General features: G+C 69.4%; 18 protein-coding genes. 11 read left to right on the top strand and 7 right to left on the bottom strand.

Features of this window, described 5'->3' with window-relative positions:
* Nucleotides 1-29: 29 nt before the first annotated feature.
* On the top strand, nt 30-971 hold the full coding sequence (locus A4R44_RS03625) for an LD-carboxypeptidase (RefSeq protein ID WP_232791481.1): 942 nt from the start codon (nt 30-32) through the stop codon (nt 969-971).
* Here A4R44_RS03625 and A4R44_RS03620 read toward each other — a convergent pair.
* Both A4R44_RS03620 and A4R44_RS03615 read right to left on the bottom strand, forming a co-directional pair.
* Nucleotides 968-1,429, bottom strand: coding sequence for a dihydrofolate reductase (locus tag A4R44_RS03620; RefSeq protein ID WP_067576312.1), 462 nt, complete (start codon nt 1,427-1,429; stop codon nt 968-970). The genes A4R44_RS03625 and A4R44_RS03620 overlap by 4 nt on opposite strands.
* Nucleotides 1,429-2,226 (bottom strand): thymidylate synthase, encoded by a 798-nt coding sequence (locus A4R44_RS03615; RefSeq protein ID WP_067576311.1) that lies wholly within the window; start codon nt 2,224-2,226, stop codon nt 1,429-1,431. The genes A4R44_RS03620 and A4R44_RS03615 overlap by 1 nt, the downstream gene beginning before the upstream one ends.
* Nucleotides 2,227-2,524: 298 nt before the next feature.
* Here A4R44_RS03615 and A4R44_RS03605 point away from each other — a divergent pair, with 298 nt between their 5' ends.
* Nucleotides 2,525-3,418 (top strand): hypothetical protein, encoded by an 894-nt coding sequence (locus tag A4R44_RS03605; protein WP_157904815.1) that lies wholly within the window; start codon nt 2,525-2,527, stop codon nt 3,416-3,418.
* Between the two features lie 6 nt (nt 3,419-3,424).
* Here A4R44_RS03605 and A4R44_RS03600 read toward each other — a convergent pair whose 3' ends face one another.
* Nucleotides 3,425-3,916, bottom strand: coding sequence for a DUF1453 family protein (locus A4R44_RS03600; RefSeq protein ID WP_067576308.1), 492 nt, complete (start codon nt 3,914-3,916; stop codon nt 3,425-3,427).
* Between the two features lie 137 nt (nt 3,917-4,053).
* Here A4R44_RS03600 and A4R44_RS03595 point away from each other — a divergent pair, with 137 nt between their 5' ends.
* The 3 genes from A4R44_RS03595 to A4R44_RS03585 all read left to right on the top strand — a co-directional run bounded on the left by A4R44_RS03595 (nt 4,054) and on the right by A4R44_RS03585 (nt 6,376).
* The gene (locus tag A4R44_RS03595; protein WP_067576307.1) at nt 4,054-4,647 is read left to right on the top strand and encodes a TetR/AcrR family transcriptional regulator; all 594 of its coding nucleotides are present in this window, start codon (nt 4,054-4,056) and stop codon (nt 4,645-4,647) included.
* Nucleotides 4,648-4,900: 253 nt separating this feature from the next.
* Nucleotides 4,901-5,584: a papain-like cysteine protease family protein gene (locus A4R44_RS03590; protein ID WP_067576306.1), complete on the top strand. Its 684-nt coding sequence runs from the start codon at nt 4,901-4,903 to the stop codon at nt 5,582-5,584.
* A gap of 9 nt (nt 5,585-5,593) precedes the next feature.
* Nucleotides 5,594-6,376: a hypothetical protein gene (locus tag A4R44_RS03585; protein ID WP_067576305.1), complete on the top strand. Its 783-nt coding sequence runs from the start codon at nt 5,594-5,596 to the stop codon at nt 6,374-6,376.
* Here the strand turns inward: A4R44_RS03585 and A4R44_RS03580 are convergent.
* Nucleotides 6,363-7,298 carry a helix-turn-helix transcriptional regulator gene (locus tag A4R44_RS03580; protein ID WP_067576304.1) on the bottom strand — a complete coding sequence of 312 codons (936 nt, stop codon included), beginning with the start codon at nt 7,296-7,298 and terminating at the stop codon, nt 6,363-6,365. The two genes, A4R44_RS03585 and A4R44_RS03580, sit on opposite strands and share 14 nt — an antisense overlap.
* A 257-nt stretch (nt 7,299-7,555) precedes the next feature.
* Complete coding sequence (locus A4R44_RS03575) at nt 7,556-8,458, bottom strand: LysR family transcriptional regulator (protein ID WP_067576303.1); 903 nt, start codon at nt 8,456-8,458, stop codon at nt 7,556-7,558.
* A gap of 107 nt (nt 8,459-8,565) precedes the next feature.
* Here A4R44_RS03575 and A4R44_RS03570 point away from each other — a divergent pair, with 107 nt between their 5' ends.
* Both A4R44_RS03570 and A4R44_RS03565 read left to right on the top strand, forming a co-directional pair.
* Nucleotides 8,566-8,955: a hypothetical protein gene (locus A4R44_RS03570; protein WP_067576302.1), complete on the top strand. Its 390-nt coding sequence runs from the start codon at nt 8,566-8,568 to the stop codon at nt 8,953-8,955.
* Nucleotides 8,952-10,526, top strand: coding sequence for a multicopper oxidase family protein (locus A4R44_RS03565; RefSeq protein ID WP_067576301.1), 1,575 nt, complete (start codon nt 8,952-8,954; stop codon nt 10,524-10,526). The genes A4R44_RS03570 and A4R44_RS03565 overlap by 4 nt, the downstream gene beginning before the upstream one ends.
* Before the next feature lie 144 nt (nt 10,527-10,670).
* Here A4R44_RS03565 and A4R44_RS03560 read toward each other — a convergent pair whose 3' ends face one another.
* Nucleotides 10,671-11,348 (bottom strand): response regulator transcription factor, encoded by a 678-nt coding sequence (locus tag A4R44_RS03560; RefSeq protein WP_067576300.1) that lies wholly within the window; start codon nt 11,346-11,348, stop codon nt 10,671-10,673.
* A gap of 42 nt (nt 11,349-11,390) precedes the next feature.
* Entirely contained in the window at nt 11,391-12,596 is a 1,206-nt protein-coding gene (locus tag A4R44_RS03555) for a HAMP domain-containing sensor histidine kinase (RefSeq protein ID WP_067576299.1), read from the bottom strand.
* 148 nt (nt 12,597-12,744) lie between these two features.
* Here A4R44_RS03555 and A4R44_RS03550 point away from each other — a divergent pair, with 148 nt between their 5' ends.
* Genes A4R44_RS03550 through A4R44_RS03535 form a run of 4 tightly spaced genes read left to right on the top strand, consistent with a single transcriptional unit; the run spans nt 12,745 to nt 16,200 of the window.
* The gene (locus A4R44_RS03550; protein WP_067576298.1) at nt 12,745-13,251 is read left to right on the top strand and encodes a hypothetical protein; all 507 of its coding nucleotides are present in this window, start codon (nt 12,745-12,747) and stop codon (nt 13,249-13,251) included.
* Nucleotides 13,248-14,297: a peptidoglycan-binding protein gene (locus A4R44_RS03545; protein WP_095213168.1), complete on the top strand. Its 1,050-nt coding sequence runs from the start codon at nt 13,248-13,250 to the stop codon at nt 14,295-14,297. Before A4R44_RS03550 ends, A4R44_RS03545 begins: the two co-directional genes overlap by 4 nt.
* Nucleotides 14,294-14,992 (top strand): ABC transporter ATP-binding protein, encoded by a 699-nt coding sequence (locus A4R44_RS03540; protein WP_067576296.1) that lies wholly within the window; start codon nt 14,294-14,296, stop codon nt 14,990-14,992. The genes A4R44_RS03545 and A4R44_RS03540 overlap by 4 nt, the downstream gene beginning before the upstream one ends.
* Complete coding sequence (locus tag A4R44_RS03535) at nt 14,989-16,200, top strand: ABC transporter permease (RefSeq protein WP_067576295.1); 1,212 nt, start codon at nt 14,989-14,991, stop codon at nt 16,198-16,200. The genes A4R44_RS03540 and A4R44_RS03535 overlap by 4 nt, the downstream gene beginning before the upstream one ends.
* Nucleotides 16,201-16,203 lie beyond the last annotated feature (3 nt).

The raw sequence follows: 16,203 nt of genomic DNA, 5'->3' as shown, positions 1-16,203 counted from the left end.
GCCACGGTCCCAGCGGAAGCGGCCAGGCAGTGTCCGCTACCGCGCGCGACGCCTGCGAAAGCGATCAGGTGACCGACGTCCTGCTGCCGTCCCGAATCCAACGCGGAGACCGGGTCCGGCTCGTCTCCCCGGCCAGCTGGCCCACCGAAGAACTGCTCGCGGACTCCGTGCGGACGCTGGAGAGCTGGGGGCTGACCGTCGAAGTCGGCAAACACGCCCTCGACCGGCACGGGTACCTCGCCGGGCGCGACGAGGACCGGCTCGCCGACCTCAACGACGCCTACCGAGATCCGGGAGTGCGCGCGGTCATCGCGACCCGCGGCGGGGCCGGGGCGTACCGGATCGCCGACGGGATCGAGTTCGCCGCCGTGCGCGCGGATCCCAAGCCGCTCATGGGGTTCAGCGACATCACCAACCTGCACCTGGCACTGTGGCGGCACTGCCGGATCGCCGGGATCCACGGCTTCCTCGCCGGCGCGCGCTCCGCCGGATCGACCCGGCGGCTGCTGTTCGAAACCGAACCCACGACGCTGCACCGGGACCCCACCGCACTCACCGCCGCGGTGTCGTTTCCCGGCACCGCCACCGGGAACCTGGTCGGCGGGCATCTCGGCTCCGTCGTCGGGTTCATCGGAGCCGGACTGCCCAGCCTCGACGGCGCGATCCTGTTCCTCGAAGCCCCGCGCGCGATCGGGCTTGGCCAGGTCGACCGGCAGCTGACGCACCTCATGCGGTCCGGTTCGCTGCGCGGCCTGCGCGGGGTCGCGCTCGGCCGGTTCCCCGGGTTCGAGGACTACACCGACCGCGGCTGGACCGTGCTGGACGTGCTGCGCGACCGGCTCGGCGCGCTGGACGTCCCGGTGCTCGGCGGCATCGACGTCGGCCACGGCGGCGACCCGCTGTCAGTCCCGCTCGGACCGGTCGCGAAGCTCGACGGAGACACGCTCACCGCCGGACCCGCGGTCAGCTAAGAGCCCCAGCTCAAATGCCGGTAGTACAGCCCGTTCTTCGACTCCCGCCACTCCCCGACGGTGTCCGGCTCCCGGCCGATCTCCGGCGCGTAGACGTCGCCCTCGAAGGACTCCCGGAGTTCGGTCACCTCGATCCGGTCGGCGAAGGGCAGCGACTCCTGGTAGATCCGCGCACCGCCCATCACCCACACGTCGCCGTCGGCGGCGGCAAACGCTTGCTCCAGGCCGGGGAACGTCTCCGCGCCCTCCTGCGGCGTACGGGACACCACCAGGTTCCGCCGCCCCGGCAACGGCCGGAAGCGCTCGGGCAGCGACTCCCACGTGCGGCGTCCCATGAGCACCGTCGCGCCCGCGGTCACCGTGCGGAAGTGCTTCATGTCCTCCGGGATGTGCCACGGCAACGCGTTGTCACGCCCGATGACGCGGTTCGCCGCCTGCGCCCAGATGAGTCCGATCATCAGACGGCCACCGGAGCCTTGATGCCGGGGTGCGGGTCGTAGCCCTCCAGCGAGATGTCCTCGTAGCGGTACTCGAACAGGCTCTCCGCCGGCTTCAGGCTCAGCGCCGGGAACGGCCGCGCGTCCCGGGAGAGCTGCTTGCACACCTGGTCGACGTGGTTGTCGTAGATGTGGCAGTCGCCGCCGGTCCAGATGAAATCGCCGACGCGCAGGCCGACCTGGCCGGCGATCATGTGCGTCAGCAGGGCGTAGCTCGCGATGTTGAACGGCACGCCGAGGAACAGGTCCGCGCTGCGCTGGTAGAGCTGGCAGGACAGTTCGCCGTTGGCGACGTAGAACTGGAAGAACGCGTGGCAGGGCGGCAGCGCCATCTGCGGGATGTCGCCGACGTTCCACGCCGACACGATGATCCGCCGGGAGTCCGGGTTCTCGCGCAGCGTCCGCAGCACGTCGCTGATCTGGTCGACGTGCCCGCCGTCGGGCGTCGGCCAGGACCGCCACTGCACGCCGTACACCGGACCGAGGTCGCCGTCCGGAGCGGCCCATTCGTCCCAGATCGTGACGCCGTGCTCACGCAGCCAGGTGACGTTCGAGTCGCCGCGCAGGAACCACAGCAGTTCGTACGCGATGGACCGGAAGTGCACCTTTTTCGTGGTGATCAGCGGGAATCCGTCGGCCAGCCGGTAGCGCAGCTGGTGCCCGAAAATCGACCGCGTGCCCGTACCGGTGCGGTCCCCCTTCGCGGCTCCGGTGTCGAGCACGTGCTGAAGCAGGTCTTCGTACTGCGTGTCCGGCATGTCCGCGGATGGTAGTCGAACCAGCGCCGTGCCAGCGGGATGTCAGCCGCAGCGGTGACGCTGGTCGCACCACCGCCGAGAGGGGACCCGCCGTCGCCATCGCCCTGCGGCGAGAGACGCCGAGCATGCCCGAGGCGCAGGAGGAGCACATCGCCGAAATCGCGCAGCGGCAGCTCGATCATCTCCGGTTCCGTCGCTGGTGATCTACGGCGTCCACGAGCTGCGCGTGACCTGGCGCGGCCCATGGCGTCAACGGACCAGTTGACGTGAGCAATCGTCAACCTATACGTTGACGACCATGACGGACTCCGTACAGGCCATGGCCACCCGGTACTTCCGGCAACGCGAGAACCCCTTCTTCATCGAGCTGGTCCGCGCGGCGAGATCCGGCCGCCCGCCCGGCGAGGACCTCAGCGCCGACGACGCGGCGGGGGCGTTGCACCTGGTCCCGGGCGTCCGGCACGACCTGGACCGGGCCGAGGTCACACTGATCGAATCGGTGCTCGACCGCGGCTGGACCTGGGAACAGCTGGGGGCGGAGTACGGCAACCGGTCCAAACAGGCAATGCAGCAGCACTACCGCCGGCGCGGCGGGAACCGTTCCTGGCCAGCCAAGGAACGCCCGCCGCGCACCGAGCCGCCGCACCGGCTGACCGACGAAGACCTGGATCCGGCCGACGTCGCGAAGGTGCGCGAGGCGATCAGCGCCTTGCTCGCCACCGCGCACGATGTCGCCGAGACCCACACCGTCGACGGGACGTGGACCGCGGGCGAACCGATCCTGGAGGAGATCTCGGCAGTCGGCCTGGATCCGTTGCCCCGTTTGGAAGTCGCGTGCCGCACCGCTGCCGGGGCCATCGAGGACATGGTCGCCGCGGGCTGGGAACGCCGCGATCCGGGATGGACGGAACGGCGACGGCTGTCGTGGACGGTGCGGCTGGAGGACGAGATGCGCGACATGGCCTCCTGGCTCGACCGGGAACCGCAAGGGCGGCTCCTCCCCCGCCTCGACCGTCCGCTCGCGGTCGGGACGACCACCACCGAACGAGCCGACCACGTCGAGATCGCCGCCGGGGACGTCGCGCAGGTACAGGAATCGATCAACCTGACACTCGCCCGGCTCGAAGCCCACCGCGCCGTGTTCGACCAGGTCATCGACGAGCTGAAGCGACGCCAGGCCGAATTGCCCTGAGCGGATTCACCGGGACCGCGACCACCGCCGTTGCTTGTCCTTCGCGAACGGCACCTCCGAAAGCAGCCCACGCGGAATGAGCACCAGCGCTTCCCCGGCGAAGCTGACACCGATCGCCAGCTGATCGGGCCTCGCCTGTTCGTGCAAGCCGAATTTCATTGCCAGCACAGTGAATCCGAGCGACGCGGCGACGCCGAGCACGAACAGCGCGAGGCTCGATTTCCGGTAGCGCTGCCACAGTTCGCCCTTCTTCGCATACAACCGGATCGTCGCGCCGCGCGCCGCGCCGAAGGCGAGACCGACCACGCAGCTGCCGACGATCCACCACACGTCGGTGCTGGTCAGCCCCTTGAAACCAACGACACCCGCGATACCGATGGCGATCAGCACCACCGGCGGCACCACGGTGTCGCGCCAGTTCAGCGGCTCCCCGAGCATCCGGAACACCAGCATCACCACGACGCCGGCGACCAAGCTCACAAGCACCCACCCGCTCATCGCGGACCCCCTTCCCCCCTGCGCCGGAGCCTCGTGGGTGCTGATGCCGGTCAGAACCGGCATCAGCACTCACGACCCCCTATTTAGCACCATCATGCTAACTGCCATCGTGGCATCGCCGTGCTATAAACGCAACCATGCCGAAGATCGTGGTGCCCGAAGACCGGCGGAAGGCCGTCAGCAAGGCCGTGGTCCGAGTCGTCCGCCAGTCCGGCGTCGAAGGCGCCACCCTCGGCAATGTGGCCAAGGAAGCAGGCCTCGCGATCGGATCGATCCGCCACTACTTCGCCGACCACGAAGCGATGATGATCTTCACCATGGACCAGCTCGGCCACCGGATCGGCGAGCGCGTCGCGGTTCGCGCGGACCGGCTGCTCGCCGCCGGAACCGACCGCCGGACGCTGGTCGAAGACCTGCTCGCCGAGTTCCTCCCGCTCGACGACGAGCGCCGGGACGAGGCGATGGCCTGGCTGGCGTTCGCCGTCGCCGCCCGCACCCGCCCGGCGTTCCGCGCGAGCGCCGACACCCAGCACCAGCACCTGCGCGACCTGATCACGCGGATCCTGCGCGAGGCCGTCGCGCTCGGCAGGCTCCCCGAAGAACTGGACCTGACCGTCGAGTCGGTCCGGCTGTCCGCGCTGCTGGACGGACTGACCATGCAGGCGGTGCTGCACCCGGAATCGACGCCGCCGGAACTGCTCCGCGCCGCACTGCGGCAAAGCCTGCCGTAACGCCCGGTCCCTTGTGGACCGAACCCCGGCAAGCGCGGTTCATCGCATGTGAACGCGTGGTGAATATTGCGAATTACCGGTCATCGCGGTGCTCGAAACCGCGGCGGTGCCCGTCATTTTCCCGCAGAACCGGCTGTGAACACTCACACCGCGTGCCGGAGCCGTTGCCCTGCGGGAGTGGGCCAGCACACAGTGATGCTCGGCCGGGGCAACCCCGCCAAGCTCCCTTCCCCGTCTGGCACAAGGAGATTCGATGGATTACCGACCCACTCGGCGGACAGTCCGGATTACGGTGGCGACCGGGGCAGCCGCGCTTGCCGTGGCGCTGCTGCCGGGTACCGCGCTGGCCCAGTCGAACGGTGACGCGAGCCAGCCGAACGGCCTCATCAAGACCGCGACGCACACTCAGGTGCGCGAGGTCCAGCCGCTCGGCGGAAGCGTGCACGCGGCGGCGCTGCCCGCGTCGAAGCAGCTCCAGTACAGCCAGCAGGTGCAGCAGAACGACCAGTGGTGCTGGGCCGCGGACGGCTCCAGCATCGAGCAGTCGCAAGGAGGCAGCGCCTCGCAGGCCCAGTTCTGCGCGGCGGGCAAGGGCACCCAGGCCGGGTACTGCCCGAACCAGGCCGCGCAGATCTACGAGATCGTGCGGGGCTTCCAGGGCACCGGGTTCTCCGCGCAGGACGCGGGCGGACCGATCAGCTACTCCTCGATCCAGAACCAGGTCAACTCCGGGATCCTGAACCTGACCGGCATCTACTGGACCTCCGGCGGCGGGCACGCCGAGGTGATCTACGGATACGACAGCTCGAACCAGTCGCTGATGGTCGGCGACCCGTGGCCGAGCTACCAGCGGTACCAGACCTGGGACTACAACCAGTACCGCAGCAACGGCCAGTTCAGGTGGAACGACACCGTCGTCAACATCAAGAAGGGCTGACCGGGCGCCATGAGTGAGATCTGCCGGAAGTTCGCCGCCGGCGCGGCGATCGCGGTCGCGGCGCTCCTGTCCGCCGGTCCCGTCGAGGCCGCCGGGGCCTCGTGGGTCGCGCCGCCGTCGGAGCAGGACGTCGCGGCCGCGGTCAAAGCCGCGGAAACGACGCGTGCGATCAGTTTCGCCACGTCGAACTTCCGGCAGGTCGGCCACACCGATCCGGGCCGGATCACCCTTGAGCACAAGGGTTTCCCGGTCTACACGCTCAATGCCGACTTCGTCACGGCGAAACCGGGGGCCCCGGCCGGGGTGCTGCGGGCGATCGCGGTGACCGCCACCGCGGCCACCGGGGCGAAAGCCACCCTCCGCGCCGCGCCCGACCAGGCCGCGCCGGGAGGCTGGTCGGTCGGGAACGTGTTGTCCGGCAACGACGAGGAGACGCTCAGCGCCCGGCTGCGCCCGGGTTCGGTGCTGCTGAACGAACCGCAGATCAACGGCTGGTACGACCTCGGCCGCGACGGCGTCGTGCTGTTGCAGGCCAGCCTTCCGCAGTCGCCGGTCGGCCAGTTCACGCCGATCGCCGAGTACCAGCAGCAGGTGCATTCCCGGTACGCGGACAAGCTGCCCGGCTCGGATTACCAGCGCGGCGGCGGGATCGGGTTCGCCCAGACCCTCCAGCGCGACACCGGACCGGCCGGTTCGCTGGTCGTCGCGCTGATCGTGGTCGGCTCCGCGGTGGCGATCGGCGGCGCGTTCGTGGCGTGGCGCTGGACGAAGCGGCGGATCAGTCCCAAATGAGATCGACCCCGGCGATGCCTACGCCGAGTTCCTCGAAGTAGGCGCTGACCGTGTTCCCCGGCCCGCAGAACAGCGGCTCGCGGACCAGCAGTTCCAGGTCTTCCCTCGGCCGGACGGTCCGCAGGCAGCGCGCGGGCAGCGCGGCCGGGTCGAAGCGCAGCCGCAGCAGGTAGGCCGACATTCGGGAGCGCACGACCCGATGGAAACTCCCCGGCCGGACCGAGGCGGCGGGACGCAGCGTGAACCCGAACGTGTGCGTCTCCCCCTCGGCGAGGCCCCGGTCGAAGAGCACCTCGAACACCATCCCCGCCGACCGCACGCTGCGGCGCACCCGCCCGACGCGGCAGCCGTCGACCGCGATGATCTCGGTCGCCGTCACGTCGCTGCCGTCCTCGTCCTGGTGCGTCACCAGGAAGCTGTCCGGGCCGGATCTTCGCGCGCGCACCACCATGGTCGACGAGATCTCCTCGGTCCGGCCTTGCGCGCCGAGCGTCAGCACGTCGACCACCGTCGCGACGTCCAGGTCCGCGTTCTCCTCGACGCCGGGCGTCCCGCTCAGCTCGTCGCGCAGTGCGAACGTCTCCGCCCAGCTCTGCTGGAGTTCCGGCAGGGACGGCCTGCGGTCGGCGTCCGCGCTCCGGTGCGGCCCGATCAGCACGACCAGGCTGTCCGGCGGAAGGTTCAGCACCGACTCCAGAGCGCGCACGACATCGAGCGACCGGGGCGCGGACGGACTCCGCAGACCACGCTGCCAGTAACTCAGCGTGGACTCGGCGACCGAAACCCCGTGCGCGGCGAGATGCGCGCGGAGCCGCGAAAGGGACAGTCCGCGCCGATCGACAGCCTCGGACAACGCACGGTGAAACGGGCCGGACCGGACTGTTCGCGCCGACCACCGGACCGCCAAGCTCTGCTGCTGCATCTGGCTTCCCCTGCTCGTGCCGAATAGCTGTTCAGCATGAGCAGTTCGTGACCGGGCAACAACCGTCCATGGTCGAGAATCGGACAAATCCCCCCACTTGCGGGGGTTCAGCTGTCCTGGAGAACCCGCCAGAAGGCGCAGTTGCTCGTCGGCCAACCGGTCGAAGAAGAGCGTCCGCGGGTCCTCGCGATGGCGGCGCCGAGCGAGGTCGGTTATCCGCATGCCGCGTCCCCGCATGCGCCACAGCCGCTCGTGCGTCAAGAGGAATCCGCTCCACGCCTGCGGTCCCCAGCGAAATAAGCCATCGAGAACTCCGTCAACCGTTGTGCCGCAGCGGAAAGATAGGCGTCCGCACGCCGCACCACCGTCAACGTCCGATAGCAATCCGGAGCATCCAGCTCCAGCCCGACGGCTGTCTCGTCCTTGGCGGCCCGCCGGGCGACCTCCGGCACCAGCCCGATCCCCAACCCGCTCGCGATCAGCTGGCCGGTCGCGCCGGGTTCGTCGCTCTCGCAGGAGTAGTTCGGTTCCAGCCCGGCCTCGGCGAAGAGCCGGTCGGCGAGGGTGCGCGGCCAATAGCCGGGCCGGGTGGTCACCATGGGCTCGTTCGCGAGGTCCGCCATCCGCACGCGTTTGCGCCGCGCGAGCCGGTGCGTGCTGGGCACGGCGAGAATCACCTCCTCACGCAGCAGTTCCCGCGCTTGGAGGCCGGGCTGCCGCAGCGGCTGCGAGGCGAAGCACAGGTCGACCTCGCCCGCGCACAGCTGCTGCGCCATGGTTTCCGCCGACGATTGGTACAGCCGCAGTTCGATGCCGGGGTGCTCCGCGCGGAAGGCGCTCATCAGGCCGGTGAGCGTGAGCAGGGTTTCCGACGCGACGGCGACCCGGCCGTGGTCCAGACCAGCCAGGTCGACGAGTTCCTGACGGGCGTCGTCGAGTTCGCGCAGGGCCCGGTCGACGCGGCGCAGGAACGTGGTGCCGAAGTGATTGAGCCGCAGGCCCCGCCCGGCCCGTTCGAACAGCGGCACGCCGAGATCCGCCTCCAGCCGCGCGATCGCCCGGCTCAATGACGGCTGGGCGATGTGCAGCTCGGCCGCTGCCTGGCTGAGGTGGCCGCGGTAGGCGACCGCCTGGAAGTAGCGCAGGTGCAGCAGATCCATCTCATAGCTCCGAGGTCATGAATACATGGCGAACTTGGTCTTGGACGGCATGAGAACTTCAGCTTAGCGTCTGAACGGGGGAATTCTTACGCGCACTAGGGGGAACAGTGGCCGAAGCGGCCCTGACACGCGGGCGGACGTTGCTGGTGGTGCTGCGGGTCGTCGTGACGGTGCACGCCGTCGCGATCCTGGGTCAGCCGGTGTTCGCCGGACGGTATCTGATCGGCGACTACGACATGCTGGCGCTGCACGAACTCGGCGCGAACATCGTGTCGACGCTCGCGCTGGTGCAGCTCGTGCCTGCCGCGCTGTACTGGTGGCGCGGCGGCGTCCAGTGGCCGTTCTGGGCGAGCCTGCTGCTGGCCGGCGGCGAGACCGCGCAGTACTTCGCCGGCCAGGCCGGTGCTCTTGACCTGCACATCCCGCTCGGCGTCGCGCTGGTCGCGATCGCGCTCGGCACACTGTTCGGCATCTGGCGGACCGGGGCTCGGCGATGAGCGGGATGTCACGCCGCCGGTTTCTCGGACTGGCGGGCGGTGCCGGAGTCGTGCTCACGGCCGGGTTCGTGACCCCGCGGTTGTTGCGCCCGGCCGCCGCTACCGGTGAGCTGCTGACCAGCGAAGTTCCGCTGCCGCGACCGTTTCAGGTTCCGTTGCCGCTGCCGCCGGTGCTGCGCCCGGTTTCCCGCGACGGTGGCGTCGACCGGTACGAGATCGTGCAGCGGGCCAGCACCGCGGAGATCCTGCCCGGACTGCGCACGCCGATCTGGGGCTACCAAGGCACCTTCCCCGGCCCGACGATCGAGTCCCGCAGTGGCCGGACCACGATCGTCCGGCACCGCAACGAACTTCCGGTCCCGACCGTCGTGCACCTGCACGGCGGACGCACGCCGCCGGAGTCCGACGGCTACGCCACCGATCTCGTCCTGCCCGCCGACGGCCGGTACCTGTCCAGCGCCGGGCACGGGCATTCGGGGATGGCCGACCCGGACGCCGTCGTGACCGCTGGCAGCCGCGAGTACACGTATCCGTTGCGGCAGAAGGCCGCGATGCTCTGGTATCACGACCACCGGATGGATTTCACCGGCCCGGCCGTATACCGCGGACTCGCCGGGCTGCACATCGTGCGCGACGCCGAGGAAGACGCACTGCCACTGCCGCGCGGCGAGCGAGAGATTCCGCTGATGATCACCGACCGCGCGTTCGCCGAAGACGGGTCGATGCGATACCCGTCGCTGGATCCTTCGCTGCGAACCGTGCCGGGAGTCGAAGACGCTTACGCGGCAGGCGTTCTCGGCGACGTACTGCTGGTGAACGGCGCGCCGTGGCCGGTCGCCGAGGTGTCGGCGACCCGGTATCGCCTGCGATTCCTCAACGGTTCCAACGCTCGCCGGTACGATCTCGCCCTCAGCCCACCGCCGCCGAGCGGACCCGCGTTCACGCAGATCGGCTCGGATCAGGGTTTGCTCGACGCACCGCGCGGCCACGCGCATCTGCCGATCGCGCCCGCCGAACGGTACGACCTGGTGGTCGACTTCGGCGCTTATCCGGTCGGCACCGAGGTCACGCTGGTCAACCGTCTCGGAACCGGGACCAGCGCGCAGGTAATGCGTTTCCGTATCACGCACCGGGCGAAAGACGAGAGCCATATTCCGGCGAAACTGTCCGAAGTGGAGCGACTCGACCGTGCACAAGCGACGGTGACGCGCGAGTTCGCGTTCCGAAGTGGACAGTTCGACGGCAGGCACGGCTGGACCATCGGCGGCGAGGCCTTCATCCCGACGAAGATCGCGGCTCAGCCGAAACTCGGCGACGTCGAGATCTGGCGGTTCGTCGCGGATCTGCACCATCCGATCCACCTGCACCTGGTGCACTTCCAGGTACTTTCCCGGGGCGGCAAAGATCCCGCCCCGCACGACGCGGGCCGGAAGGACACTGTGGACCTTCAGCCCGGCGAAGCGGTCGAGGTGATCGCGCGGTTCGACGGATATCGCGGGCGGTACATGTTCCATTGCCACAACGCCGAGCACGAGGACATGGGGATGATGGCCACGTTCAGGACCGTTTAGCCAGCTCGCGCCCAGGTTTTTCGCGCGCCTGCCGGTCACGAATGCGCACACCAGCAGCGGAAGCACCCCATCCGCGTCGCGGCAAACCCAGTCCGGCGCCGACGGGACCGGTCCCGGAACGTCCGTGAAGGACCGGCCACGGGGCTAGGCGGGTGCGGGTGCGGGTGCGGCCAGCCGATACCCGGCTCCGGCGACTGTCTCGATCACCGGCGGCGAACCCAGCTTCCGCCGCAACGTCATCACCGTGACCCGCACTGTGTTGGTGAACGGGTCCGTGTGCTCGTCCCAGGCCTTTTCCAGCAGCTGCTCCGCGCTCACCGCCGTCCCGCCGGCTCGCATCAGCACCTCCAGCACCGCGAACTCCTTCGGCGACAACGGCAGGAACCGGCCGTCCCGGGACGCCTGGTGCCGGGGCAAATCCAGCACCAGACCGGCCGCCTCCAGCACCGGCGGCAGCGCCGGACGCGCCCGGCGGGCCAGCGCGTGCACCCGGGCGACCAGTTCCGCGAAGACGAACGGCTTGGTCAGGTAATCATCCGCGCCGAGGTTCAGGCCTTCGATGCGGTCGGTGACGTCGGCGGCCGAGGTGAGCATGAGGACCCGGGTCTCGCCGCCTGCCTGGACGATCGCCGCGCAGACCTCGTCCCCGTGGACGGTCGGCAGGTCCCGGTCCAGCACGACCACGTCGTAGGAGTGCACGGCGACGCGTTCGAGAGCCTCGTCGCCGTCGTAACAGACGTCCACCGCGATGGAATAGCGGCGCAAGCCCTCGGCGATCGAATCCGCCAGGAGCGGTTCGTCCTCGACAATCAGTACCCGCATTCGATCATCATGCCTTGACCCGAGATAAAGGCGAGATAAGGATCAAGCGGGCAACCGCGCCTCCACAGTCAGCCCGCCGTTCGGATTCGCCCGCGCGCAGACGTCCCCGCCGTGCGCGCGGGCGACGGAACGCACAATCGACAGCCCCAGTCCGGAGTGCTCCGCCGCGCCGGTGCGATCGGGTTTTCCCCGCCGGAAGGGTTCGAACAAACCCGCGACCTCCCGTTCGTCCACATTAGACCCGGAGTTGCGCACACTCAGCGCGGGTGTCGCACCGATGGTGATCGACACCCAGCCGTCCGGGATGTTGTAGCTGATCGCGTTGCTCACCAGGTTCAGCACCAGGCGTTCGAGCAGCACGGCATCACCGATCACCGTCCGCGCGCGCAGCCGGGTCTCCACCGTCACGCCAGCCTCTTTGGCTTGTGCGGCAGTGAGTTTCACTACGGCACGGACCACTTTGTCCAGTCGCACCGGTGCCCGTGCACTCAGGCCGCGATCACTGCGCGCGAGCACCAGCAATCCTTCGATCAGCCGTTCACTGCGTTCGTTGGTCCGCAGCAAATGCGCGCCCAGTTTGGTCAGCACGGGACCGGCCTCGGGATTCTCCAAAGCGACTTCGATCAGCGTCCGCTGCACCGCGAGTGGCGTGCGCAACTCGTGCGAAGCGTTGGCTACAAACCGTTTCTGGCTGTCGAACGAACCGGCGAGACGGTCCAGCATGCTGTCGAAAGTGTCGGCGAGCTCCTTCAGTTCGTCGCGCGGGCCGTCCAGGTTGATCCGCTGATCGAGTTTCCCGGCTTCGAGCCGCCGCGCGGTCGAGGTGATCGTGTGCAACGGCCGCAGTGCGCGTCCGGCCATGAACCAGCCGAACAGCAACGCCAGCGCCGCGGTGACCACCAGCGCGACGGCCGACGCGAGGACCAAAGCGGACATTGTGGAGCTGCGGTAATCGGTGAGCACGACTGTCGCCACTCTCTCCGCCGACGCAGGGACAGCCTGCACTGGGAGTGTCGTCGCCTCCGCCGGGACCGACTCGACGTCGGCGGCGACCTGGCTCAGCTTCAATGAGGCGTCGTCGCCGAGATATTGCGCGGGCGCGGGCAGTTCGTTGCTGACCACGAGGTAGGTCACCACCACCAGCACGAGCCCGGCCAGCAGGAAGAACCCGCCGTGCAGCGCGGTGAGCCGGGTCCGCACGGACAGCCGCAGCGGCCCCCGGCGCGGGCCGGCGCTCTTCTCGGCCAAGGGATCCTCCCAGGTCGTGGCTGCCGGCAGTCTGCCGGATCCGGGCATAAGGAGAGGATAAACAAGATCGCTTAACGGGCCTGTATCGCCGCGTCGGTACTACTGGGCCACCGGCGGGAACGACCCGCCCGAGCGAAGGAGAATCCCGATGCGGAAAGCACGTCTGGCGGCCGTCGGAGCCGGACTGGCGCTGGCGCTGCTCACCGGGTGCTCGTCCGGGGACACCGCGCCGCAGGTGCCCTCGATCTCCAGCCCGAAGGCAAGCCCGGAGCAGGACGCCGCCGCGGGAAAAGCTGATCCCGCCGCGGACCGGGACGCGATGCGCGCCTACGCGAAATGCATGCGTGAGCACGGTGTCGACACACCGGATCCGGGTGAAAACGAAGCCCCGACCATCAACTTCTCCAACGATCCCAAGACCATGGCGGCGCTCGAAGCCTGCAAGAAGCTGCTGCCGGGCGGCGGAATGCCGAAGAAGCTGACGCCGGAGGAACTGGACAAGGCCCGCAGGGAAGCCAAATGCATGCGTGACCACGGCGTCGACATGCCGGATCCGGACGCGAACGGCGGTGCGCGGGCGCTGCCGATGAAGGACGACGGGACCACATTCGAGGTAGCGCTCAAGGCGTGCGGAATGGGAATGGCCGGAAAGTGACCGGGAAACGAGGACGCTGGTTCATCGCCGCGGGAGCGACTGCCGTCGTGCTCGGCACGACCTCGGCCGTCGTGCTGACCCACGTCGCTTCCGGCGGCGAACCGGCCGCGACGGGGAAGCCGGTGGCGACCGCCGAAGTGACCAAATCGGACTTGAAAGCGGAGGAGAACACGACCGGGAAACTCGGCTACGGCAAGGAATCCGCACTGGGCGGGAAGAAAAACGGCACCGTGACCTGGCTGCCCGGCCGGGGCGACGTGCTCGGCCGCGGCAGCACGGCCTACACAGTGGACGCCAAGCCGGTGCCGCTGTTCTACGGAAGTCTGCCGTTCTACCGCGTGCTGAACGGCGGCGTGGACAAGGGACCGGACGTCAAAGAGCTTGAGGAGAACCTGAAAGCGCTGGGATACGGCGGTTTCGGCAGTCCGGACGAGAAGTTCACCTCCGCGACCGCTGCCGCGCTCAAGCGGTGGCAGAAATCGCTCGGCCTCGCGCAGACCGGATCGTTCGATCCGGCCGACGTCGTGCTGGCTCCCGGCGAGATCCGGGTGTCGTCGGTGACCGGTCAGCTCGGCGGCCCCGGCGCGGGCGAGGTTTTCAAGTACACCGGCACGGCACGCGTCGTGGAGGCCGAATTGGACGCGACCAAGCAGAGCGTCGCGGTCAAGGGCTCGAAGGTGTCCGTCTCGCTCAATGGCCGCACGCTGACCGGCACTGTCACCGACGTCGGCGACACCGCCGCGGAGGACAAGGAAACCGGCAAGGCCAAGGTCACCGTCCAGATCCGGATGGCCGACCCGGCCGCCGCCGGAGACGTCGCCGACGTTCCGGTCTCGGTGCGGTTCACCAAAGAGGTCCACCAGGACGTCCTGGTGGTCCCGGTCGGCGCGCTGGTCGCGCTCGCCGAGGGCGGATACGCGGTCGAAATCGACGAGCAGGGCAAGCGGCGGCTGGTCAGCGTCGAGACCGGGTTGTTCTCCGGCGGCCAGGTCGAGGTCACGGCCACCGGTCTGCACGCGGGCCAGCGGGTGGTGACCACGTCATGATCCCCGTGCTGGCCGCGTATCGGGTGTCGCGCACCTACGGCGGGAACGTGCCCGCGCTGCGGAGTGTCTCACTGTCCTTTTCGGACGGGGAAATGGCGGCGATCGTCGGACCGTCCGGTTCGGGCAAATCCACGCTGCTGCAACTGATGGGCACCCTCGACCGGCCGACCGAAGGCCGGATCGAAATCCGGGGCCACGACGTCGCACAACTGTCCGACCGCAAACTCGCCGCGCTGCGCTCGCGGTGGATCGGGTTCGTGTTCCAGCAGTTCTTCCTGGACGACGGCGAAACCGCGGTAAACAACGTGTGCGGCGGCCTGCTGTACAGCGGAGTCCCGAAACGGAAACGGCGGACGCGGGCGTTGGAGGCGCTCGACCGGGTCGGGCTCGGGCATCGCGCCGGACACCTGCCAGGCGAACTGTCCGGCGGCGAACGGCAGCGGGTCGCGATCGCGCGGGCGGTGGTGAACACGCCGCCGATCCTGCTCGCCGACGAGCCGACCGGGAACCTCGACACCGGCAACGGCGCGGCGGTGCTGTCCTTGCTCGCGGAACTCAACGCCGACGGCACCACGGTCGTGCTCATCACGCACGACCGGGAGATCGCGGCCGGAATGCCGCGGCGGATCGAGATCCTCGACGGGGAACTGCGCCTCGACACCGGCGCGGCCGACCTGGCGGGAGCGCCGCGATGAGCGCACCTGCCCCGCCCAGCCCGAACCGGCTCGGTCCCGCCGATCTGCTTTCCCTTGGCGCGCACGGAATGCGCACTCGCCCGCTGCGCGCGATGCTGTCCGCACTCGGCATCGCCATCGGCGTCGCCGCGATGGTCGCGGTACTGGCCATCCCGGCGTCGGCGGACCAAGCGCTGCAGGACAAGCTCGCCGCGATGGGCACCAACCTGCTCCGCGCCGAAGCCGGGCAGACCCTCATGGGCGGCTCGGCGAAGCTGCCGGACTCGGCGGTCCCGATGGTGCGGCGGATCGCGCCGGTCGAGGGCGCGGNCGCGGTGGAGGTCGGCAAGGTCAACGCCAAGGTGTACCGCAACGACCGGGTCGGCAAGGACGATTCGGCAGGCGTCTCGGTGTTCGCCGCGCGGCCGGATCTGCTGCCGGTGCTCGGCGGAAAGGTCCGCACCGGGACGTTCCTCAGCCCGGCGAACCAGCGCTTCCCGGCGGTCGTGCTCGGCTCGGAAGCGGCTTCGCGACTCGGCATCGACCACCTCGGCCCGGCGCGGCCACCGCAGGTCCTGATCGGCTCGTCGTGGTTCAGCGTCGTCGGGATTCTCGCCCCGATGCCGCTCGCGCCGGAGGTCGAACGGTCGGTGCTGATCGGCTGGGACGTCGCCGAACAGGTCTTCGGCTTCGACGGCCATCCGAGCACGGTGTACCTGCGCGCGAGGGAATCGCAGGTCAGCGCGGTCCGGTCGGTGCTCGCCGCGACGATCAACCCGGCCGCGCCGAACGAGGTAGCGGTCGACCGGCCCTCCGACGCGCTCGCCGCGCGGCAGCTGACGAAGAACACCTACGGCGCGTTGTTCCTCGGCCTCGGCGGGGTGGCGTTGCTGGTCGGCGGCGTCGGCGTGGCGAACACGATGGTGATCTCGGTGCTGGAACGACGGCGGGAGATCGGATTGCGGCGCGCGCTCGGGGCGACCAGAGGCCAGGTCCGCGGGCAGTTCCTCGCCGAATCGGTGCTGCTGTCCGGATTGGGCGGGCTCGTCGGGGTGGTGCTCGGGGTCGGCGCGACGGCGGGCTATGCGCTCAGCCAGGGCTGGCCCGCGGTGCTGCCGCCGGTCGCGCTGGCGGGCGGGGTGGCGGTTTCGGCCGCGGTCGGCGCGATCGCCGGGGCGTATCCGGCGATGCGGGCCGCGCGGCTTCCCCCTGCTCAAGCACTGGCCTGACCC

This window comes from Amycolatopsis sp. M39 (assembly GCF_001651785.1).
Classification (GTDB): domain Bacteria; phylum Actinomycetota; class Actinomycetes; order Mycobacteriales; family Pseudonocardiaceae; genus Amycolatopsis; species Amycolatopsis rubida.
The sequence above is the reverse complement of the archived record's forward strand: the minus strand, read 5'-3'. Positions and strand labels throughout refer to the sequence as shown.